At 72.5% G+C, this 20,462-nt stretch carries 22 protein-coding genes; 9 read left to right on the top strand and 13 right to left on the bottom strand.

The window, feature by feature from the left end:
- Position 1: 1 nt before the first annotated feature.
- Positions 2–655 carry a biliverdin-producing heme oxygenase gene (locus AC1DZC_RS06575; RefSeq protein ID WP_477042660.1) on the bottom strand — a complete coding sequence of 218 codons (654 nt, stop codon included), beginning with the start codon at positions 653–655 and terminating at the stop codon, positions 2–4.
- 181 nt (positions 656–836) lie between these two features.
- On the opposite strand from AC1DZC_RS06575, the gene AC1DZC_RS06570 reads away from it, so the two are divergent.
- Both AC1DZC_RS06570 and ppdK read left to right on the top strand, forming a co-directional pair.
- Positions 837–2,306: a helix-turn-helix domain-containing protein gene (locus AC1DZC_RS06570; RefSeq protein ID WP_477042659.1), complete on the top strand. Its 1,470-nt coding sequence runs from the start codon at positions 837–839 to the stop codon at positions 2,304–2,306.
- A gap of 119 nt (positions 2,307–2,425) precedes the next feature.
- Positions 2,426–5,098 carry a pyruvate, phosphate dikinase gene (gene ppdK / locus AC1DZC_RS06565; protein WP_477042658.1) on the top strand — a complete coding sequence of 891 codons (2,673 nt, stop codon included), beginning with the start codon at positions 2,426–2,428 and terminating at the stop codon, positions 5,096–5,098.
- Positions 5,099–5,123: 25 nt separating this feature from the next.
- Here ppdK and AC1DZC_RS06560 read toward each other — a convergent pair whose 3' ends face one another.
- The gene (locus AC1DZC_RS06560; RefSeq protein WP_477042657.1) at positions 5,124–5,306 is read right to left on the bottom strand and encodes a hypothetical protein; all 183 of its coding nucleotides are present in this window, start codon (positions 5,304–5,306) and stop codon (positions 5,124–5,126) included.
- Between the two features lie 160 nt (positions 5,307–5,466).
- Between AC1DZC_RS06560 and AC1DZC_RS06555 the strand changes: the two genes are divergently transcribed.
- The gene (locus AC1DZC_RS06555) at positions 5,467–6,453 is read left to right on the top strand and encodes a TIGR03557 family F420-dependent LLM class oxidoreductase (protein ID WP_477042656.1); all 987 of its coding nucleotides are present in this window, start codon (positions 5,467–5,469) and stop codon (positions 6,451–6,453) included.
- 129 nt (positions 6,454–6,582) lie between these two features.
- Here AC1DZC_RS06555 and AC1DZC_RS06550 read toward each other — a convergent pair whose 3' ends face one another.
- The 5 genes from AC1DZC_RS06550 to AC1DZC_RS06530 all read right to left on the bottom strand — a co-directional run bounded on the left by AC1DZC_RS06550 (position 6,583) and on the right by AC1DZC_RS06530 (position 9,761).
- Positions 6,583–7,248, bottom strand: coding sequence for an ANTAR domain-containing protein (locus AC1DZC_RS06550; RefSeq protein ID WP_477042655.1), 666 nt, complete (start codon positions 7,246–7,248; stop codon positions 6,583–6,585).
- Between the two features lie 313 nt (positions 7,249–7,561).
- The gene (locus tag AC1DZC_RS06545; protein WP_477042654.1) at positions 7,562–8,296 is read right to left on the bottom strand and encodes a GAF and ANTAR domain-containing protein; all 735 of its coding nucleotides are present in this window, start codon (positions 8,294–8,296) and stop codon (positions 7,562–7,564) included.
- A gap of 60 nt (positions 8,297–8,356) precedes the next feature.
- Positions 8,357–9,085, bottom strand: coding sequence for a DUF72 domain-containing protein (locus AC1DZC_RS06540; protein ID WP_477042653.1), 729 nt, complete (start codon positions 9,083–9,085; stop codon positions 8,357–8,359).
- 22 nt (positions 9,086–9,107) lie between these two features.
- Positions 9,108–9,284 (bottom strand): hypothetical protein, encoded by a 177-nt coding sequence (locus tag AC1DZC_RS06535; protein ID WP_477042652.1) that lies wholly within the window; start codon positions 9,282–9,284, stop codon positions 9,108–9,110.
- Between the two features lie 126 nt (positions 9,285–9,410).
- Positions 9,411–9,761 (bottom strand): hypothetical protein, encoded by a 351-nt coding sequence (locus AC1DZC_RS06530; protein WP_477042651.1) that lies wholly within the window; start codon positions 9,759–9,761, stop codon positions 9,411–9,413.
- 63 nt (positions 9,762–9,824) lie between these two features.
- Between AC1DZC_RS06530 and AC1DZC_RS06525 the strand changes: the two genes are divergently transcribed.
- Positions 9,825–10,862 carry an aldo/keto reductase gene (locus AC1DZC_RS06525; RefSeq protein WP_477042650.1) on the top strand — a complete coding sequence of 346 codons (1,038 nt, stop codon included), beginning with the start codon at positions 9,825–9,827 and terminating at the stop codon, positions 10,860–10,862.
- 3 nt (positions 10,863–10,865) lie between these two features.
- Here the strand turns inward: AC1DZC_RS06525 and AC1DZC_RS06520 are convergent, their stop codons facing one another.
- The 4 genes from AC1DZC_RS06520 to AC1DZC_RS06505 form a co-directional block, all read right to left on the bottom strand.
- Positions 10,866–11,285 carry an arsenate reductase ArsC gene (locus AC1DZC_RS06520; protein ID WP_477042649.1) on the bottom strand — a complete coding sequence of 140 codons (420 nt, stop codon included), beginning with the start codon at positions 11,283–11,285 and terminating at the stop codon, positions 10,866–10,868.
- A complete protein-coding gene (locus AC1DZC_RS06515) occupies positions 11,282–11,959 on the bottom strand; it encodes an arsenate reductase/protein-tyrosine-phosphatase family protein (protein ID WP_477042648.1) in 678 nt (225 codons plus the stop codon). The genes AC1DZC_RS06520 and AC1DZC_RS06515 overlap by 4 nt, the downstream gene beginning before the upstream one ends.
- Positions 11,960–12,056: 97 nt before the next feature.
- Positions 12,057–13,037, bottom strand: a complete 981-nt coding sequence (locus AC1DZC_RS06510) for an alcohol dehydrogenase catalytic domain-containing protein (protein WP_477042647.1) — start codon at positions 13,035–13,037, stop codon at positions 12,057–12,059.
- Entirely contained in the window at positions 13,034–13,468 is a 435-nt protein-coding gene (locus tag AC1DZC_RS06505) for a MarR family winged helix-turn-helix transcriptional regulator (RefSeq protein WP_477042646.1), read from the bottom strand. Before AC1DZC_RS06505 ends, AC1DZC_RS06510 begins: the two co-directional genes overlap by 4 nt.
- Before the next feature lie 108 nt (positions 13,469–13,576).
- Between AC1DZC_RS06505 and AC1DZC_RS06500 the strand changes: the two genes are divergently transcribed.
- Together AC1DZC_RS06500 and AC1DZC_RS06495 are read left to right on the top strand one after the other, a co-directional pair.
- Positions 13,577–15,238, top strand: coding sequence for a cation:proton antiporter domain-containing protein (locus AC1DZC_RS06500; protein ID WP_477040118.1), 1,662 nt, complete (start codon positions 13,577–13,579; stop codon positions 15,236–15,238).
- Positions 15,239–15,443: 205 nt separating this feature from the next.
- Positions 15,444–15,641 carry a hypothetical protein gene (locus tag AC1DZC_RS06495; RefSeq protein WP_477042645.1) on the top strand — a complete coding sequence of 66 codons (198 nt, stop codon included), beginning with the start codon at positions 15,444–15,446 and terminating at the stop codon, positions 15,639–15,641.
- A gap of 31 nt (positions 15,642–15,672) precedes the next feature.
- On the opposite strand, the gene AC1DZC_RS06490 is transcribed toward AC1DZC_RS06495, so the two are convergent.
- Both AC1DZC_RS06490 and AC1DZC_RS06485 read right to left on the bottom strand, forming a co-directional pair.
- Positions 15,673–18,354, bottom strand: a complete 2,682-nt coding sequence (locus AC1DZC_RS06490) for a lamin tail domain-containing protein (RefSeq protein WP_477042644.1) — start codon at positions 18,352–18,354, stop codon at positions 15,673–15,675.
- A gap of 74 nt (positions 18,355–18,428) precedes the next feature.
- Positions 18,429–18,632 (bottom strand): three-helix bundle dimerization domain-containing protein, encoded by a 204-nt coding sequence (locus AC1DZC_RS06485; protein ID WP_477040115.1) that lies wholly within the window; start codon positions 18,630–18,632, stop codon positions 18,429–18,431.
- Between the two features lie 122 nt (positions 18,633–18,754).
- Here AC1DZC_RS06485 and AC1DZC_RS06480 point away from each other — a divergent pair, with 122 nt between their 5' ends.
- From AC1DZC_RS06480 to AC1DZC_RS06470, 3 genes are all read left to right on the top strand, one after another.
- Positions 18,755–19,120, top strand: coding sequence for a hypothetical protein (locus tag AC1DZC_RS06480; protein WP_477042643.1), 366 nt, complete (start codon positions 18,755–18,757; stop codon positions 19,118–19,120).
- Positions 19,121–19,207: 87 nt separating this feature from the next.
- The gene (locus tag AC1DZC_RS06475; RefSeq protein ID WP_477040113.1) at positions 19,208–19,588 is read left to right on the top strand and encodes a VOC family protein; all 381 of its coding nucleotides are present in this window, start codon (positions 19,208–19,210) and stop codon (positions 19,586–19,588) included.
- Positions 19,589–19,590: 2 nt separating this feature from the next.
- Positions 19,591–20,436, top strand: a complete 846-nt coding sequence (locus AC1DZC_RS06470) for a MerR family transcriptional regulator (protein ID WP_477042642.1) — start codon at positions 19,591–19,593, stop codon at positions 20,434–20,436.
- Positions 20,437–20,462: the final 26 nt, after the last annotated feature.

Genomic DNA, 20,462 nt, shown 5'->3' with positions numbered 1-20,462 from the left:
GTCAGCGGCAGTGGATCGCGCCGAGGTCGGCGAACATCGCGCCGTTCAGCTGGAACGCGAGCTGCGCCTCGGCCACCGCGCGTGCGGACTGCGCACCGTCGAGCCCGAGGCCGTCCAACCGCTCGCGGTAGACGTCCTTGAACGGCTTCGCCTTCGGGATCTCGACGAACGTGTAGAACGCGAGCACCTCAGGACCGAGCCCGTAGTGCCGCTCCAGCATCCGCTTGACGATCTGACCGCCGGACAGGTCGCCGAGGTAGCGCGTGTAGGCATGTGCGGCGTAGGTGGCGACGTCGGTCCCGAGCTCGTCGAGCCGGTCGGCGTAGACCTGCGTGGCGGGGTGGACCGTGATCCGGGATGCCCAGTCGGGGCCGACGAGGTGCGCGAGGTCGCTCTCGATCGACGCGGTCCGCGCCAGCTCGTCGAAGACGAGGGTGGCGCCCCGCTCGTCGTCGCGCACCGCGTCCGTGGCCCGCTCCAGCGCCCGGTAGACGACGAGCTGCTGCGCCGCCAGGTCCGCGTACGCAGCCACGTCGAGCTCGCCGGCCATGAGCCTCGAGATGAAGCGCGACGACTCCGCCCGCTCGTGCTCGGCACGGGTGCCCTCGCGCAGCAGCGAGGACAGCAGGGTGGGCGCGACCGTGTCGGCAGTCATGGCGGAGCTCCGATGTGCAGGCGGTCGGGCGACCGCGAGATGACGATGCGTCAGAACATACGGCAGGAAGTGAGGATTGCCTATCCTCAGTGTGGCTACCCTAATCAGACCTTCGCGAGGGCGATGGCCGCGGAGACGTCACCGTGCAAGAATCACTCTTCTTGACGGGGAGGCAACGGCGATGTCCGAACAGGTGCGGGACCGCGAGCCCGACGCGCTCACCATCGGCCGGCGGGTCCGGCACCTGCGCACGTCGCGCGGCCTGACGCTCGACGCCCTCGGACGGCAGGTCGGCGTCACGCCGAGCCTGCTCTCGCTCATCGAGAACGGTCGCCGGGAGCCTCGCCTCGCGCTGTTGCGCAGCATCGCCGAGGCGCTCGACGTGAGCGTCTCCGACCTGCTGGACGCCGAGCCGCCGTCGCGGCGGGCCGGGCTCGAGATCGCCCTGGACCGCGCCCAGCGGTCGGCGGGCTTCGAGCGGCTCGCGCTGCCGGCCGTGCGACCGAGCCGGACCCTGCCGCTGCCGGTCCTCGAGCAGCTCGTCGGGCTGCACTCCGAGCTCGCGCGCCGGGACCTCGAGGCCGTCGCGACGCCCGAGGAGGCCCGTCGCGCGAACACCCAGATCCGGCTCGAACGGCAGGCACGGGACAGCTACCTGCCGGAGATCGAGAAGGTGGCCGAGCAGATGGCGCGCGCGGCCGGCTACACGGGCGGCGCCCTCACGCACCGGGCGGTGTCCCGGATGGCCGAGCAGCTCGGGTTCGCGATCGTGCACGTCGACGACCTGCCGTCCTCGACCCGCACGGTCACCGACCTCGCGCACGGCCGGATCTACCTGCCGCCCGCCTCGATCCCGGGCGGGCACGGCCTGCGCTCGCTCGCGCTGCAGGCGATCGCGCACCGCGTGCTCGGCCACGAGCGGCCGACGTCGTACGAGGACTTCCTGCGCCAGCGGATGGAGATCACCTACTTCGCGTCGTGCTGCCTCATGCCGGAGAAGGCCGCCGTCGAGCACCTGCAGCAGGCCAAGAAGGACAAGGACCTGGCGATCGAGGACCTGCGCGACGCGTTCGGCGTGACCCACGAGGCCGCCGCCCAGCGGTTCACGTGCCTGGCGACGCACCACCTCGGGATCCCGGTGCACTTCCTGCGCATCGGCGGGGACGGGGCGATCTACCGCGCCTACGCGAACGACGGCCTGCCGCTGCCGACCGATGTGACGGGATCGATCGAGGGTCAGCTCGTCTGCCGGAGCTGGGGCGTGCGCCGCGCGCTCACCCGGCGCGACCGTTCGTCCGAGTCGTACCAGTACACCGACACCCCCGCCGGCACGTTCTGGTGCTCGACGCAGACGGGGTCGGGCACCGAGGGGCAGCTGGCGATCGCGCTCGGCGTGCCGTTCTCGTCGGCGACCTGGTTCCGCGGGCGGGACACGGCGGTCCGGCACCAGTCGACGTGTCCCGACGAGGCGTGCTGCCGCCGGCCGCGGGCGTCCGCGACCGCGCGCTGGCAGGACGCGTCGTGGCCGAGCGCCCGGGTCCACCAGCACGTCTTCACCGCGCTGCCCACGGGGTCGTTCCCGGGGGTGGACGCGCGCGAGGTGTACGGGTTCCTCGACCGGCACGCCCCGCAGCAAGCGGCCGATTCTTGACGGAGCCAGCAAGAATGGTGCTTCTTGGCCGGAGCAACCCGTAGAAGTCGTCGGGACCGGGCCTGAAGTCTGAAGGAACGGCTGCACACCCCGCGGCCGCCTGAGGACGGGAGCCCCAGATGGCCAGGTACGTGTCGAGGTTCTGCGACGGAGACAAGGACCAGAAGGACCTGCTCGGCGGCAAGGGGGCCAACCTCGCCGAGATGACGAATCTCGACCTTCCCGTGCCGCCGGGCTTCACCATCACCACCGAGGCGTGCCGGGCGTACATGCGCGACGGTCACGTACCGCCCGAGCTGCGGGTTGAGGTGACCCTCGCCGTCCGGGAGATCGAGGACACGCTGGAACGCCGGCTGGGCGACTTCCACGAACCCCTGCTCGTCTCCGTGCGGTCGGGCGCCAAGTTCTCGATGCCCGGGATGATGGACACGGTCCTGAACATCGGGCTCAACGACGCGTCCGTGAAGGGCCTCACCGAGTTCTCCGGCGACGAGCGGTTCGCCTGGGACTCCTACCGGCGGCTCGTCCAGATGTTCGGCAAGACGGTGCTCGGCGTCGACGGCGCGGCGTTCGAGGCTGCGCTCGAGGAGCGCAAGACGGCGGTCGGTGCGCGCACGGACGTCGACCTGTCGGCCCAGGACCTGCGGATCCTCGTGCAGACGTTCAAGGAGATCGTGGTCGAGCAGACGGGCCGCGAGTTCCCGCAGCACCCGCGCGAGCAGCTCGACATGGCGATCGAGGCGGTCCTCGACTCGTGGAACACGGACCGCGCCCGGCTGTACCGGCGTCGCGAGCGCATCCCGAACGACCTGGGCACGGCCGTGAACGTCGTGAGCATGGTGTTCGGCAACCTCGGAGAGACCTCGGGGACGGGCGTCTGCTTCACGCGGGACCCGTCCACCGGGGCCTCGGGCGTCTACGGCGACTACCTCCCGAACGCGCAGGGAGAGGACGTCGTCGCCGGCATCCGGAACACGCTCCCGCTGGCCGAGCTGGAGCTGCTCGACCCGACGTCGTACGAGGCGCTGCGCACCGCGATGCGCCGGCTGGAGACCCACTACCGCGACCTGTGCGACATCGAGTTCACCATCGAGCGCGGCAAGCTCTGGCTGCTGCAGACGCGCGTGGGCAAGCGGACGGCGGCCGCGGCCTTCCGGATCGCCACGGAGCTCGTCGACGAGAGCCTGATCACGATGGACGAGGCGATCACGCGCTGCACGGGCGACAAGCTCAGCCAGCTGCTGTTCCCGCAGTTCGACGCCTCGGCGGCCCGACGGCTGCTGACCAGGGCGATGCCCGCGTCGCCGGGGGCCGCGGTCGGCGAGATCGTCCTGGACAACGCGCAGGCGCTGGCGCGCTCGTCGCAGGGGGCGCACGTCATCCTCGTGCGCAAGGAGACCAATCCCGACGACCTGCAGGGCATGATCGCCGCCGACGGCATCCTGACGGCCCGCGGCGGCAAGACGTCGCACGCGGCCGTGGTCGCTCGCGGCATGGGCACCTGTGCGGTCGTCGGCGCCGAGGGGATGGAGATCGAGGGGGACAAGGTCCGCTTCGGGGACGTCGTGCTGACCGCCGGGGACCTGATCGCGGTCGACGGGTCGACGGGCGAGGTCTTCCTCGGGGCGGTCCCGGTCGTGGACTCCCCGGTCATGGTCTACGTGTCCGACGGGCTCGACGCCGGGCTGGAGGCCGCCCGCGACCCGGAGGCGAAGGCGTTGGTGACCGCCGTCGACCGGGTGCTGCGGCACGCCGACTCCGTGCGCCGGATGCAGGTGCGCGCCAACGCCGACACCGCACAGGACGCGCGGCGCGCTCGCGACCGGGGAGCCCAGGGGATCGGTCTGTGCCGGACCGAGCACCAGTTCCTCGGCGACCGCCGGGTGTACATCGAGCGGCTCGTGCTGGCCGACGCCGGCGACGCACCCGCCGCGCTGGCCGACCTGCTCCCGCTCCAGCGCGCGGACTTCGTCGGGCTGCTGGAGGCGATGGACGGCCTGCCGACGACGATCCGGCTCATCGACCCGCCGCTGCACGAGTTCCTGCCGGACCTCACCGAGCTGGCCGTCCGCGTGGCCACGGGCGAGGGGGACGCACACGACGCGACCGTGCTGGCCGCGGTCCGCCGGATGCACGAGCAGAACCCGATGCTCGGGCTGCGCGGGGTCCGGCTCGGCCTGACCCTGCCGGGCCTGTTCGCGCTGCAGGTGCGGGCGATCGCGGAGGCCACCGTGTCCCTGCGACAGGACGGCCGGGACCCGAGGCCCGAGATCATGGTGCCGCTCGTCGGCTCGGTCCGGGAGCTGCAGCTGGTGCGCGAGGAGGCCGAACGCGTGCTCGCGGAGGTCTCTGCCGAGACGGGCGTCCCGCTCGACATCCCGATCGGCTGCATGATCGAGCTCCCGCGCGCGGCCCTGACGGCGCACCGGATCGCCGAGGAGGCGGACTTCTTCTCGTTCGGCACCAACGACCTGACGCAGACTACCTGGGGGTTCTCCCGCGACGACGTCGAGCGCGCGTTCTTCGCGGACTACCTGCAGAACGGCGTGCTGACGATCTCCCCGTTCGAGACCCTCGACGCCGACGGCGTCGGCCAACTGGTGCGGGCCGGCGTCGAGGGCGGACGGGCGACCAAGCCGGACCTGCACCTGGGCGTCTGTGGCGAGCACGGGGGAGACCCGGAGTCGATCCACTTCTTCCACGAGGTCGGGCTCGACTACGTGTCGTGCTCGCCGTTCCGCGTCCCGATCGCCCGTCTGGAGGCCGGCCGCGCGGCGGTGTCCGGGCCGTGAGCCGTCGCGGTGGGGACGTGCGGGGCTACGCGCGGTCGCCGGGCTCGTCGATGTCGGCCCGGTCCTGGTCGAGGTCGCCGAGGATCGGGAACCCGATGCCGACGGGGTCGTCGTCGGGCAGGTTCTGCTCGCTCCGCTCTCGCTCCTCGTCGTCCGAGCGGAACGGGTCGTTGCTTCCCGCGATCGGGTCGGGTGTCGTCTGGCTCATGGTGTCGCTCCCCAGGTGAGGGTGTGGGGGACCACGCTGCTGGAGCCCGTACGGCGGCGGCCGGATCGGCCGTGCGCCGTTCCGACGATCATGCGCCCGGGCAGTGCACGCCGCGACCGCTGCAGATGCGTGGCGGGCGACCGGGTGCGACCGTCGAGCGATGACACGTTTCGGCTACACGCTGATGACCGAGCAGTCCGGACCGAAGGACCTGGTCCGCTACTCCATCGCCGCCGAGCGCCTCGGGTTCGACTTCGAGGTGGCCAGCGACCACTACTTCCCCTGGCTCGATGCGCAGGGTCATGCTCCCTACGCCTGGTCACTGCTGGGCGCGGTCGCCCAGGCGACCCGGTCGGTCGAGCTGATGACCTACGTGACCTGCCCGACCCTGCGGTACCACCCAGCCGTCGTCGCGCAGAAGGCAGCGACGCTCGGGGTGCTCTCCGACGGTCGGTTCCAGCTCAACGTCGGTGCGGGAGAGAACCTCAACGAGCACGTGGTCGGCGAGCGCTGGCCGGCGGTCGGGGAGCGGCACGATCTGCTCGAGGAGGCCGTCGAGATCATCCGGGCTCTCCTGACCGGTGAGCGCGTGAACTATGCGGGCGAGTTCTTCCAGGTGGACTCGGCGAAGATCTGGGACCTCCCCGACGATCCCGTCGAGATCGGTGCTGCCGTCTCCGGACCGGACTCGATCGCACGGTTCGCGGCGCTCGTGGACCACCTCGTGGCGGTCGAGCCGGACGGCGGAGCGATCCGCGCCTGGGACGACGCCCGCCCCGACGGCGCTCCCGCGTCGCGCAAGATCGGCCAGGTCCCGGTGTGCTGGGACGCCGACCGGGACCGCGCTGTCGCCCGTGCGCACGAGCAGTTCCGCTGGTTCGCGGGCGGCTGGAAGGTGAACGCCGACCTGCCGACGACGGAGGCGTTCGACGCGGCGAGCCAGTTCGTGCGGCCGGCCGACGTCGCCGAGCAGATCGCCTGCGGACCGGATCTGGACGCGATCGTCGAGTCCGTCTCGGCGTACTGGCAGGCCGGCTTCACCGACGTCGCCATCGTGCAGGTCGGCGACGAGGGCCAGGACGAGTTCCTGGCGACGGCCGCCGGACCGCTGCTGGACCGGCTGCGCAGCGCAGCACCCACCGACTGAGGGGGCGAACCTGGCTGTGACCGCGTTCCGACGAGCCGCCGGCTGCGCCGGACGCGCGGCCTGCCCCCCGGGCCGAGCTCCCGCTCGCCGGAGCCGGCGGCCGACGGGGCGCCGTGACCGCCGGTCCGCTCAGGCGTGCGTCGGCTCGGCGTCCCGTGCCGCCCGGGCACCGTTCCGCGAGGCGAGCACGGCGACGGTTCCCTCGATCTGGGCGAGCAGGGTCCCACCGAGACCACCCTCGGCGGCGGCCGCGGACCGGATCTCCTCGGCCAGCACGCGCACCCGCACGTTGCTGTGCTGCGAGATCAGGGCGAGGCACGTGAACGCGGTCTCGCCGTCGACGCCGCAGGTCGACATCACGACCCCCTTGGCCTGGTCGATGACGGAGCGGGACTCCAGCGCGAGCGCGAGCTGCGCGTTCACCGCCTCGGCCACCGCCCGGCTCCGGGGCGTCGTGACGTCGACGAGCAGGCCCACCACGGTGCCGTCCGGCTGAGCGTCGACGGCCAGGGTCACGATGAGGTCCCTGCCCGCCAGGTCGACGAGCCGGTACTCGCACCCGGCCGGCTCGACGTGCCCGGCACCGACCACGAGGGTCACCTTCGCCCGGTCGTCCGGGTGAACGTGCCGCAGGAAGAGGGCCGCCGTGGGCACGACGGCGCCCGGCTCGATCCCGTGCAGCGCGAACAGGCCGTCGGACCAGACCCAGCGGTCGGTCCCGGGCTGGATGGTGAACCGGCCGGTCGGGGTGAGCGGCGGGGTCGTCCCGGCGGGTGGTTCCTCGTTCTGGTCCACTGGATCTCCTCGTGGTCGCTTCGACGGCGGAGCGCACGGGCGGTCAGGCACCGCGGCGGGGGCCGACGGTGCGCCGCACGGGGGTGCGTCCGCACTCGGAAAGGGCGGGGAATGCTGGGGGAGCGCGCGACACGGTCGGCCGCGTTCCATATACCTTCCGGACTTCGCTCGACGGCACGCACCTGTGGCACACCAGATTCACGTCCGGCGACGTTTCCTGCCCCGGACCGCGGAAGGCGGATCGACGAGTCGACCCAGCAGATCGGACGTTAGGCCACCGGCCGGGCGTCTGCCACTCGAACGGACGCCGGCACTAGGCCCGCTGCTGGAAGCTGTCCGCCTCGCTCGGTTCGCTCCCGGCGACCCTCTCGACGATCGCGGCGGCGACGTCACGGAGCTTGACCTTGCGATGTCCCGACGCGCTGCGCAGGATCGCCATCGCCTCGGCCGGCGTGCAACGGTTCTCGGCCATCACGACGCCGATCGCCTGGTCGATCACGGCCCGTGATGCCAGGGCGGCTCGCAGGTCCGCGTTCAGCTCGGCCTGGTCGGCGCTGCGCAGGCTGAGTGTGACGGCGCGGGCGACCTCGTCCGCGTAGATGTCGGCGACGGCGATCGCGGCGTCGTTCCAGGCGTGCGGCGCGTCGGCGTAGAGGTTCAGGGCGATGTGCGCACCGGGTCGCACGTCTCGGGGGAGGGCCGCCGCCGACGCATAGCCCTTCCGCAGCGTCACCGCTCGCCACTGCGGCCACCGGGTCTCGGTGGCCAGGTCGGGCACGTGCACGATCCGGCCGAGGTCGATCGAGCTCAGGCAGGGGCCGTCGTCGGCGGCGTACTCGACCTCGTCGCACTCGGCCGCCCGCGGGTCGCTCGCCGCGACGAGGGTCGCGCGTCCTTCCCGGCGCAGCGTGATGGTCGCGGAGGTCGCGGGTCCGACGTGCAGGGCCGCCGCCTGGGCGACGCCTTCGAGGAAGTCGTCGACGGTCGCGGTCGTGAGCAGCACGTCCTGGAGCTCGACGATCGCCGCGCTCCGCGTCCGGTCCTCCATGGTCTCCTGGTCCTCCTCGTGCGACGGGTCGTGCTTTTGCGACGGTACGCCACCGTTCCTTCATGCGCCGAGGAGCCATCGCAGGGTGCGGGCGTTGCGGACGGCGTTGCCGCCGCCGTCGTTGTTGAAGTACACGAGGACGTCGCGCCCGCCGTCGGCCCACTCGCGGATCCGGTCCGCCCACCACCGGAGGTCGTCGTCGGAGTAGGAACCGCCGTACAGGTGGTCGTGGTCGGGGCCGTGCATGCGGACGTAGACGAACGGCGCGGTCGCGCGCAGGACGCACGGGAGGTGGGCGCCGCTCATCACGCAGGACGCGGCACCGTGCCGTTCGAGCAGGCCGAAGACCTCGTCGGTCTGCCAGGACGGGTGGCGCAGCTCGACGGCCACGCGGATCCAGCCCGGCAACGAGCCCAGGAACCAGTCCAGGCGGGCGTCGTCGCGCTGCTGGTCGGGGCGCAGCTGCACCAGGAGGACCTCGCGCCGGTCGCCGAGCTCGTGCCACGACCGCGCGATGCGGTCCGACCAGGCCTCGGGTGCGTACAGGCGCTTGGCGTGCGTCAGCCCGCGCGGCGCCTTGACCGACAGCCCGAACCCGGCCGGGAGCCGGCGCCGCCAGCCGGCGAACGTCGCGTCCTTCGGCCAGCGGTAGAAGCTGGCGTTGAGCTCGACCGTGCCGAACTCCTGCGCGTAGCGCGCCAGGCGGTCGCGCACCGGGAGGCCCGGCTCGTACAGGACACCCTCCCAGTGGTCGTACGACCAGCCCGACGTCCCGATCCGGATGCTCACGCCGCGGCCCGCGAGCGCCGCCTCAGGCGGAGTTCAGCGGGCCGTCGGGCGCGGGGTCGTCCGTCGGGTGGTCGGGCGCGTCCGGGATGTTGCCGGGAAGGTCGGGCGGGTCGGGGATCTGCTCGGGCACGTCGCCGGGCACGGTGCCCTGGTCGGGGTGGTCGGGGTGGTCGGGTCCGGGGACCTGGGGGATGCTCATCGCGCACACCTCGTACTGGGTCTCGTCCGAGGTCCCGCCTGCTCGAGGCCTGTGGCGCCGGCGTACGCCGCGCGCTCGTCGTCGATCATGCGTCCTCACGCGCCCGGCCGCGACCCGGCGGGTGGGTCAGCCGCTGATCCGGTCGAGGTGCTGCAGGAGGTCGTGGGCGGCGAGCTCGACGTCCTTGTGGCGCCACTGCGACGCGCGGTACACGCACGCGATCAGTGCGGTGCGGTGCACCCGGCGGAAGTCGCCCGCGACGAACGCGTACCGGGCCTTGGTCTCGTCTGTCGCGCCCTCCGTCAGGCCGAGGTGCCATGCCGCGTACTCGGACCACGAGTGCTTCTCGAGGTAGGCGTTCTGCGCCTCGGCGTCGGGCTGCGCCTCGCCCCAGTCGCTGTCCAGCACGTACTGGCGGGCGTCGATCAACGACCGGAGGTGGGCGACGGCCGTCGGGTTGGAGGTGTAGCTCGCCATGACGACGAGCATAGGAACGGCGGCGCGGTGGCGCAGGTGCACGGCCCGTGATGTTCTCGGACGATGCGCTACGGCACCCTCGGGAACAGCGGGACGGTCGTGTCGAGGCACTGCCTCGGCACCATGACGTTCGGGTCGGAGGCCGACGAGTCGACCTCCGGCGAGCTCCTCACCGCGTTCGTCGAGCACGGCGGCACGTTCGTCGACACGGCGGACGTCTACTCGGCCGGCGCGTCGGAGGAGATCCTCGGCCGGTGGCTCGCGGCTCACCCGACCGAGGCCCGGCAGCTCGTCGTCGCGACGAAGGGACGGTTCGCCACCGGGGCCGGACCCAACGACCTCGGGCTGTCCCGCCGGCACCTGCGCGACGCGCTCGACGCCTCCCTGCGCCGGCTCGGCGTCGAGCACGTGGACCTCTACCAGCTGCATGCCTGGGACGCGCTGACCCCGGTGGACGAGACGCTGCGGTTCCTCGACGACGCCGTCGCCGCGGGCAAGATCTCGCACTACGGCTTCTCCAACTACCTCGGCTGGCAGCTGACCAAGGCGGTGCACGTGGCCCGCGCGCACGGTTGGGCGCCGCCCGTCACGCTCCAGCCGCAGTACAACCTGCTGGTCCGCGACATCGAGCACGAGGTCGTCCCCGCCGCGCTCGACGCCGGTCTCGGCCTGCTGCCGTGGTCGCCGCTGGGCGGCGGGTGGCTGTCCGGCAAGTACGAGCGCGACGTGCCGCCGCAGGGCGCGACCCGCCTCGGGGAGAATCCCGCGCGGGGCATGGAGGCTTGGGAGGCACGCAACGCCCAGGAGCGCACGTGGCGGGTCGTCGACACCGTCCGAGAGATCGCCGACGGGCGCGGCGTGCCGATGTCGCAGGTCGCGCTGGCCTGGTTGGGCAGCCGTCCGGCGGTCACCTCGGTGATCCTCGGCGCCCGCACGGTCGACCAGCTCGTCGACAACCTCGGGGCCGTCGACCTCGAGCTGTCCGACGACGAGCTGGGCCGCGTGACGGACGTCAGCGCCCCGGTCGTCGACGACTACCCGTACGGCGGGCCCGGCGTCTCCCAGCGCTCCCGCCGGCTGACCGGCGGCCGTGACGGGTGACGGTCAGGCGCGGACGGGCGCCACGCCGAGCTCGTCGAGCAGCGTGAGGATGCGGCCCCGGATCTCGTCGCGGATGGGCCGGACGGACTCGATGCCCTGGCCCGCCGGGTCCTCGAGCACCCAGTCCTCGTAGCGCTTCCCCGGGAAGTACGGGCACGCGTCGCCGCATCCCATCGTGACGACGACGTCGGACGCCTGGACCGCCTCGGTGGTCAGGACCTTGGGCTGCTCGGCCCGGATGTCGATGCCGACCTCCGCCATCGCCTCGACGGCGACGACGTTGACCTTGTCCGCGGGCATCGAGCCCGCCGAGCGGACCTCGACCTCCCCGCCGGACAGGGCGGTGAGGAATCCGGCGGCCATCTGCGACCGCCCGGCGTTGTGGACGCAGACGAACAGGACGCTGGGCTTGTCGGTGGTCACGGTGCTCCAGTCAGGTGGGGGACGAGGTGGTCGACCCGGCGCGCGAGGTCGTCGAACGCCGCGTCGAACGCGGCGTCGTCGCCGGCGGGCACCGGGTCAGGGATGGACCAGTGCAGGTCCGCGACGGCGCCGATCTCCTCGTGCGCGTTGTCGCAGACGGTCACGACGAGGTCGCCGTCGTGGCGGACGTCGTCGAGGAGCTGGGGCACCGCGTCGCGGAGCGAGAGGTGGCGGCGCGCTGCGACAGCCAGCGCGCCGGGTGCGACGGCCCGCGCCGGGTGGGTGCCCGCGGAAGCCACGGCGATCGGGCTGCTGCGCCGCCACAGGGCCACGGCGAGGTGCGAGCGCGCGGAGTTCGCCGTGCAGACGAACAGCACCCGCGCCGGGCGCGGCAGCATCCAGCCGGACGGGACGGCGGCCGCGTCGGAGGTGAGGTGCAGGTACGTCCGCCGCCGGTCGCCCTCGGACCTGCTCCGCGAGACCAGCCCGTGCTCGGCCAGGACCCCGACGTGGTGGGCGACGAGGTTCGAGGCCATCCCGAGCGCGGCGGACAGCTCCGAGGGGGAGAGGTCGCCGAGCGACAGCAGCTCGACGACCGCGAGCCGGCCGGGGTCGGCAAGCACCGCGTGCAGCGTCGCGCGCCGCTCGATCTCCTCGTGCCACTCAACGTTCATTGAGTCAATTCTGGCTGAGTGATGTCTGTCGCGTCAACCGGCTGCTCGTCGCGCCGTGCCTGCGCCAGGGCGAGTGCCGCGAACAGCTCCGGGGTGATCACAGGACCACGACGCCCTTGCCGCCGACTGCCCCGGCCTCCATGTCGGCGTGAGCCTGGGCGATCTCGTCGAGGCGGTACACGCGTCCGACGGGTACCCGTGCCCGGCCGTCGGCGACCGCGTCCAGGAACTCCTGGAGCACGGGGGCGGGGAGGTTGGCCGACTCGCCGGAGTAGGCGGTCAGGCGCGTGCCGTTGGGGATCCAGTCCATCGGGTAGAAGTCGGGGATCGTCCAGTGGTCCGAGAGCATGCCGGTGAAGCAGACGGTGCCGCCCGCGCGGACCGAAGCGAGCGTGTCCCGCAGCACGTCGACACCGACCAGCTCGACCGCGCCGTCGGCCCCGTCGGGGTACAGCTCGCGCACCTGGGCGGCCACGGACCCGTCGTCGACGAGGGCGTGGTCCACGCCGACGCCCTCCAGCAGGCCGCGTCGGGCGGCGGACCGCGTCGTCGACAGCACGGTGAGGCCCTGCAACCTGCCGAGGACGGCCAGGGTCAGGCCCACCGACGACGTCCCGCCCCGGACGAGCAGCGTGTCTCCCGACGAGGGTCGAACCCCGACCGAGAGCGTGCCGTGCGCGGTCTGGAGCATCTCCGGGAGCGCGCCGAGCACGTGCCACGGCAGGTCGCTCGTGAACGGGACCACCTGGGCTGCCGGGACGAGCACGTACTGCGCGTAGCCGCCGTCGAACGAGCGACCCATCCCGCCCATCATCGTGACGACCTGGGTGCCCGGCGCCAGCTCGCCCCCCGGGGCGTCCTCGACCACGCCGGCCGCTTCGATGCCAGGGACGCGCGGGAAGGAGCCGGAGGATGCCTGGCCCCGTCGGAAGTGGAGCTCGGAGCGGTTGAGCCCGAAGGCGTGCACCCGGACGAGCACCTGTCCGGGCTCCGCCCTGGGCACGGGGAGGTCCCGCACCCGCAGGACCTCCGGACCGCCCGGGCCGTCGACGACGACCGCACGCATCGTGGCGCTCACGGGGCCACCACCGTCAGGCGGTCCAGGAGTCGTCCGAGCAGGGCGGCGTCGGCGGCGACGTCCTCGTCGGCCAGGTGCGCGGCGAGCTCGGCCTCGAGCACGGCGACGCCGGCGTCGTGGGCGGCGTCGCCGGCCGCGGTCAGCGCGACGACCGACGAGCGCCGGTCGTGCGGGTTGGCGCTCCGCTCGGCCAGACCGTCCCGCTCGAGGCGGTCGACGAGCTTGCTGGCCGCGCCCACCGTGATGCCGAGCTCGTCGCTCAGCTCCTGCACGCGGCCCGACCCGGCGTGCCGTCGCGCGACGCGCAGGGCCATCAGGTTGCCCAGCGACACGGCGCCGGCGGACCTCAGCCTGTCGTCGAGGTGGTTCCAGAGGTAGGTCTCATAGCGGACCAGGCGGTCGAAGAACTCCATACCCCACCACAAGTACATTCGCCAGAACTATATTCCCGAGAATCGAAGGTATATCGGCACATGAGGCCGAGACGCGGACCAGGCAGGATAAGGGGCCTCACCACCCCCGCCGGCGAGAGGCACCCCATGGAAGCAGCGGCCCTGTACCTGGTTGCGGCGGTGCTCGGCGGGCTCCTCGCGGTCACGCTCCGCTTGCCGCCGCTCGTCGGCTTCCTCGCCGCCGGCTTCGCGCTGGGCGCGGTCGGCGCTCCCGACCTGCCCTACCTCGACTCGATCGCGAAGTTCGGCGTCATCCTCCTGCTGTTCGCCATCGGCCTCAAGCTCGACGTCCGCACGCTGCTGCGGCGTGAGATCTGGCTGACGACCCTCGTGCACATCACGCTGAGCGTCGCGATCGCGCTCGGCTTCCTCGGCCTGATCGCCGTGATCGGCTTCGGCTTCGTCGCCGACGAGTCGTGGGGCGCGCTCGCGCTCGTCGGGTTCGCTCTCTCGTTCTCCTCGACCGTCTTCGTCGTCAAGGTGCTCGACGACCGCTCGGACACGACCTCCCTCTACGGGCGCATCGCCGTCGGCGTGCTCGTCATGCAGGACGTCGCCGCCGTGATCTTCCTGTCGCTGTCCAGCGGGGAGGCGCCCAGCCCGTGGGCGCTGCTGCTCTTCCTGCTCATCCCCGGCGCGTGGGTGCTGCACCGGATCTGGGACCGCGTCGGCCACGGCGAGCTGCAGGCGCTGTTCGGGGTGACGGTCGCCGTCGTGCTCGGGTACGGGCTGTTCGAGTACGTCGGCATCGACGGCGACGTCGGCGCGCTCGTGGTGGGGGTGCTGCTCGCGTCCCACCCGCAGGCGGGCGAGCTGTCCCGGTCCCTCATGACGTTCAAGGACCTGCTGCTCGTCGCGTTCTTCCTGCAGATCGGGTTGCACGGCACGCCGCACCCGCTCGAGATCGGGCTCGCGCTGCTCCTCCTGCTGCTCCTGCCGTTCCAGGTCGCGGCCTACGCCGTCGTCCTGTGGATCATGCGGCTGCGGCGGCGCACGTCGTTCCTCGCGGCGCTGGTGCTCTCCAACTTCTCCGAGTTCGGGATCATCGTCGTCGCCGTCGGTGCGAGCACCGGCCTGCTCGACGACCAGTGGGTCGTGGTGGTCTCACTCGCGGTCGCCTTCAGCTTCGCCCTGTCCGCGATCATCAACCGCCGCGGCGTCGAGCTCGCCACCCGGCTCTCGCGCATGCTGCCCCGGCGGGACACCGACAAGCTGCACCCGGACGACCGGCTGGTCGACGTCGGCGACGCGGACGCGATCGTGCTCGGCCTCGGCCGCGTGGGCTCCGCGACGTACGTCCGGCTGCGCGACGAGTACGGGCTGTCCGTCGTCGGCGTCGAGCACGACCAGACGCGCGTGTCCGCCCTCGAGGAGGAGGGGTTCAAGGTCGTGCGCGCGGACGCGACCGACCTGGAGTTCTGGATGCGGGTCCAGCGCGCCGGCCGCGTCCAGATGGCGGTCCTGGCGATGCCGTTCCACAACGCCAACCTGATCGCCCTGGCGCGCCTGCAGGCCGCTGGGTTCAGCGGCAAGGTCGCGGCGGTCGCGCGCTACGACGACGACGTCGCCGAGCTGGAGCGGCACGGCGCGGACGCGGTGTTCCATCTCTACGGCTCGGCGGGCTTCGCGCTCGCGGACCACGCGGCCGAGGTCCTGGTCCGCGGCCGCACCGATGCGATGCCCGAGCCACCGGCGGCCGAGCCGGCCGACGAGAGCGACGCCCTCGACCGGAGCACCGGGCCGGCCTGATGTCCGGCTCCGCCGCGGCGTGGGTACAGGCCCGGGTCGACGCCGTGCGCGACGACCCGGTGGCCCGCCTCGCGGCCCGGACGGACCACGGTCCGTCCGGCCGGGCGCCGCGCCACCACATCCCGCTCGTCCGGGACGCGGGGTTCGGGTGGTCCGCTGGGCGGTAGCGTCTCAGCAACCGACCCCGGAGGGCCCCATGACACCGGTGAGCCAGCCACCGACCGACGATGACGGGCTCGGTGCCGTCGAGGACAACCTCGGCGGACCGCGGCTGAGCAAGGAGGCGTCCGAGCTGTCCGCCGCCGAGGAGTACACCAAGCCGCGGCGCGGTCCGCGCTCGGACGTCACGATCCACGCCGAGATCGTCGTAGCGTCGGCCGACACCGGCGAGCGCGGCGAGTGACGCGGTGTTGTCCGCGACCTTGTGGTGACGCTTACGCCAGGAGCTTCCAGGCGCTCCAGGCCGTGCCCGGGGTGACGCCGGAGGTCCACCACTGCGCCTGGTAGGTGTGGCCGAGGTAGGTCACCTTCTCGCCGCCGACGTAGACGGTCGCTGCGCTCCATGCGGGGAAGGAGCCGGCCGGGACGGGCGCCGGCACCTCGGTCCACGGTCCGCCGACGCCGCCCGGGACCTGGTTACGGGTCCACCACTGCGCCTTGTACAGCTTGGCGTTGTAGACGACCACGTCGCCGGCGTTGAAGACGCGCGACGGCGTCCAGATCGCGGTGCCGTCGGCGGCCGTCGCGAGCTCCTCCCAGGAGCCGTAGGCGCTCGAGCCGGGGACCTCGCCCGAGGTCCACCACTGCGCGCGGAACACCTTCCCGGAGTAGGTCACCTTGTCGCCCGTGGTGTAGATCTTCGACGAGATCCAGGCGGCTGGTCCCGGCGGTACGCCCTGCCCGCCCAGGCCCAGGTCACAGCTGACCCGGCCGCTGTACAGCGCGTGCCCCTCGCCGGGCGTGCCCGCGCCGGTTCCCCAGAGGCCGTCGTCGGACCAGACGACCTCCTTGGTGCCGTCGACGCACGTCGAGCTCGGCGCCACGGCGAAGCCCTCGATGTTGTCCACGGGCAGGGTCGTCGGCCGGCTGTATGCGACCTCGGGGACGATCGTCCCGGTCGAGCTCACCTTGAGCACCGTCGAGGTGACCCCGCACGTGTTGTCGCAGAGCGCCCAGATCCGCTGGGCGTCGGCGTCGTACTGCACGTCCATCACGTGGCCCATGCCGGTGTCGACGGTCGCGACGCGGTGGAACGTGTGGTCGCTGTTCAGCGCGTAGGCGTAGAGCTTTCCGTCGTTCTCCAGCGCCGCGAAGTACAGGCCGGTGCCGTGCAGCGGGTAGCTGCTCGGCGCGTAGGTCAGGCCCGTGGAGGCGTCGACGAAGCCGTTGGCCACCAGGTAGCTGTCGGGGACGAACGTGACGCCCTCGAACCCGAGGTTCGCCTCGGTCTTGCTGCCGGCGTGCAGCTCGGGGAACTCGGCGGTCAGGTTCCACTGGTCGGTGGCGACGAGCTGCGTGCCCGGCTGGGTCGGGTCGATGCGGAGCACCGAGTTCAGCGGGACGGTGTTCGCCGCGTTGTTGCGCTCGGTGGTCACGTACAGCGCGCCGTCGGGGCCGACGGTCAGGCCCTCGGAGTCGGGCTGGTTCGTCGCGGTTTCCGTGCTCCCGGGGAAGAAGATCTGCTTGCCGGCGCCCCAGCCGTTGCTGGTGTCGGGGACCCAGAGGGTGCCCTGCTTCACCAGCCGGTACACCCAGCTCTTGTTCTTCACCGAGTACAGGACGTTCGCGTTGCTCGGGTCGAAGACCAGACCGCTGACGTCGCGTCCCTCCGGACCCGTCGACGTGATCCATGCACACTGCGTGTCCGCGACGGCGACCGTGGCGGAACCCGGCCAGGTGCCCGGCACGAGGGCCGTGGCGGGCAGGGCGCCGGCCGGGTCCGGTGCCTCGGGCTGGCAGAGCAGCGTGGTGCCGCCGCCGGGCGTGCTCGGGTCGGTCGCGGGTGTCTGGCACGCGGTCGCGTTCGAGGCGCCGAAGCTCTTGGTCGTCACGGGGACGAAGGCACCCGAGCCGTCGGGGCAGCGCGCGTACGCGCCCGCGCCGAAGCCGTTCGTCTCGTCGGAGCCCGCCTGGCCCGCGGTGTACGACACCGAGTCGACCAGCGTCCCGGCGGTACCGGACGGGCCGTCGGGCAGGTAGATCTTCACGCCGTCACCGCCGCTGCCCAGACCCTTCGTGGAGCCGAGGTAGACGAAGCCGTGCGCCGCGACGACCGTGGTCGCCGTGCCGTCGGGCAGCCTTGCCGCCAGAGGAGCGGCCGCGCTGGCCAGGCCGCTGTCGATCTGCAGCCAGCCGGCGATGCTGACGTCGGCCGCACCGCTGTTGTACAGCTCGATCGCGTCACCCACGGGGGTGGCCGTGTTGTCCGAGGAGACCTCGTTGATGCGGACGTCGGCCCAGGTGCTCACGGGCGCGACCGGCGCGAACCGGCTCGTGCCCGGCGAGCCGACGTCGCCCACGGTCGAGGCGCGGGACGCCTCGGCGTCAGCGACGACCGAGACCTGCCACTGCGACGCGTCGTTGGCGCCGAGCGCCGCCGCGGTCGTCGGGACCCCGGCGACGCCCAGCGTGCGCGGACCCTTCACGGTGCCGGTGCCCTGGTCGTTGTAGGTCAGCCGGTCGACGAGGTCGGCGGCCGCGTCGGGCCCGTCGAAGAGGTTGATCTCGTCCGCGCGGCCCAGGTTGGTGGTGTTGCCGGCAAGGATCTTCACGGGCCCGCTCAGGCCCCACTGGCTGCGGAACGTCCCGTCCGCGGACTCGGTGATGATCGCGGACTCACCGACCGCGAGGCTGCCCAGCGCGTCCAGCGGCACCGTCCCCGGCGCCCTGCTGTCGTCGTCGAACGACCAGCCGGCCAGGCTCACCGGGGCCGTGCCGAGGTTGGTGATCTCGACGTACTCGCCCGAGGAGAGGACCGGGTTGTACATCCACTCGGTGATCCTGACGGCAGGCGCCGCCTCGTCGGCGGACGCCGAGACGGGCAGCGCGATCGCCAGCGCGCTCACGGTGGCCAGCAGGGCGAGGGGCGCGACGGCGCGCGAGATGCCAGGTTTCACGTGCAGAGTCTGGCGAGGCCGCACATACGGACAAAGACGGCAGAGCCAACGTCAGGGAAACAGCTGGGGGTGCGTCAGTGCGCGTCGTGCTGGCGGATCTCGTCGGCCACCTTGTGCTCGACCAGCACGGGCACGAAGTCGCGGACGACCGAGCCGTCGAGCTCCGCCACCGCCGCGTCCACCTGCTCCTGCACCTGCTCGGCCGGGACCTGCGGGAACTTGGCCTCGATCCGCTCGACCACTTCGTGGAGGGCCTTCGCTTCGTCTTCGATGGGCATGGATCGAGCGTGACAGATCTCCCGGGCGCGCGCCCATCGGGCCCGTCCGGATGCGTCGGCGGCTCTCCGGTGCCACCGTCGACCGGAGACACCGACGACCGTCGAGCGAGAGAGGAACGGACATGGCTGTGACCGCATTCGGAGACTTCCCGCTGGCCGACCGCGACCGCGCGTGGGACGGCGACGCCGCCGAGAGGCGCGTCCGCGAGTGGGCGAAGGCGACGGACGAGCCGAACGAGAAGTACCGCGACGCGCACGTCTGGTACGACGCGGATGCGAAGGAGAACTTCACCGCGTACAAGCTGCTCATCGCGGACGTGGTCGACGGTCGGCTGAAGGCCGTCCCGCGTGGGGTGTTCGCGGCGGCCGCCGTGATGCAGGGTTCGCGGGGCGGCGTCGACGTGCCGGACAAGGACCGCGACCGGATCAAGAGCCATCTGGCCAAGTACTACGCCAAGCTCGACGACACGCCGCCCTGGGACGACTGAGAACTCGCGACAGGGTCTTGCACCTCACGTTGCGTGAGGGCCTAGCGTCGTGAACCGCAACGGTCCCGACGACCCGAGGAGCCCACGATGACGAAGCTGGTTCCCTACCTGACGGTGCACGACGCCGAGGCGGCGATCGCGTTCTACGCCGCGGCCTTCGGGGCGCAGGAGGTTGGCGGGCGCGACGAGGGCGGCGGCCGGATCGGCTTCGCCGCGCTCGCGGTGGGCGACGACGCGTTCTACCTCTCCGACGAGTTCCACGAGTACGGCGCCTACGCGCCGGCGACGCTGGGCCACAGCTCCTGCGCGATCGTCCTCGAGGTGGCCGACGTGGACGCCGTCTACGCGGCCGCGGTCGCCGCGGGCGCGACCGCCGACCGTGAGCCGGCGGACCAGGGCGACGAGCGGCGCGGGTGGCTCGTCGACCCGTTCGGGCACCGGTGGGCGCTGCACACACCCCTGGCGTAGACGTGTCCGAGGGCGGCGAGACCTCCTGGCGGGTCGGCGAGCTCGCCGAGGTGTCCGGCCTGACCGTGCGGACGCTGCACCACTACGACGACATCGGGCTGCTGCGCCCCGATCGCTCAGCCGCCGGTCACCGGGTGATCGAGGCGCCGGACGCGAGCGTGCTGGCCCAGCTCTTGTACGGCCGGGAGCACGTCGAGCGGCTGTACCGCATCAGCGTCCTGCGCAGGTTCGGCGCGACGCTCGACGAGGTCGGTCGCGCCCTCGACGACCCCGCGTGGAGCCTCGACGGTGCGCTGCGCGGTCATCTGGCCGCGCTCGAGGACCAGGTGCTGCGCATGGAGCGGTTGCTGCACCGGCTGACCGACGTGCGGGCCGACGAGCTGGTCGAACGCGCCGACGAGAACGTCTGCCGCCGCCTCCTCGCCGTCCTGGAGGACCGGCCCGTGGCCGCCATCGAGCCGCTGCGCCGGATCGCGGTCCTGGTGTACTCCGACCTCGAGGCCGCGCACCGGCACCTCGTCGACGTCTTCGGGCTGGAGCCGGGGCCGCTCGTGCGGGACGACGACGGGGTGGTGGTGCACGCCGAGGTCCGCACCGCCGACGGCATCGTCATGCTCCACCGGGTCGCCGCCCGGTGGCGGCTCGCCTCCCCGTCGATGCTCGGCGCGGCCACCGGGATGCTCGTCGTCACGGTCCGGGACGTCGACGCGCACCACGCGGCAGTCGTCGCCCGGGGCGGAACGATCACGTTCCCACCGGAGGACCAGGCCTACGGCGTGCGGGAGTACGGGGCGCTGGGGCCGGAGGGGGAGCCGTGGTCGTTCTGGGCGCCGCTGCCGAAGGGCTGACGCGTCAGACGCGTTCGAGGACGGCC

This window comes from Cellulomonas sp. P2_B4, from assembly GCF_056404795.1.
Note: the sequence above shows the minus strand (reverse complement) of the source record. Positions and strands in the feature narration are given on the sequence as shown.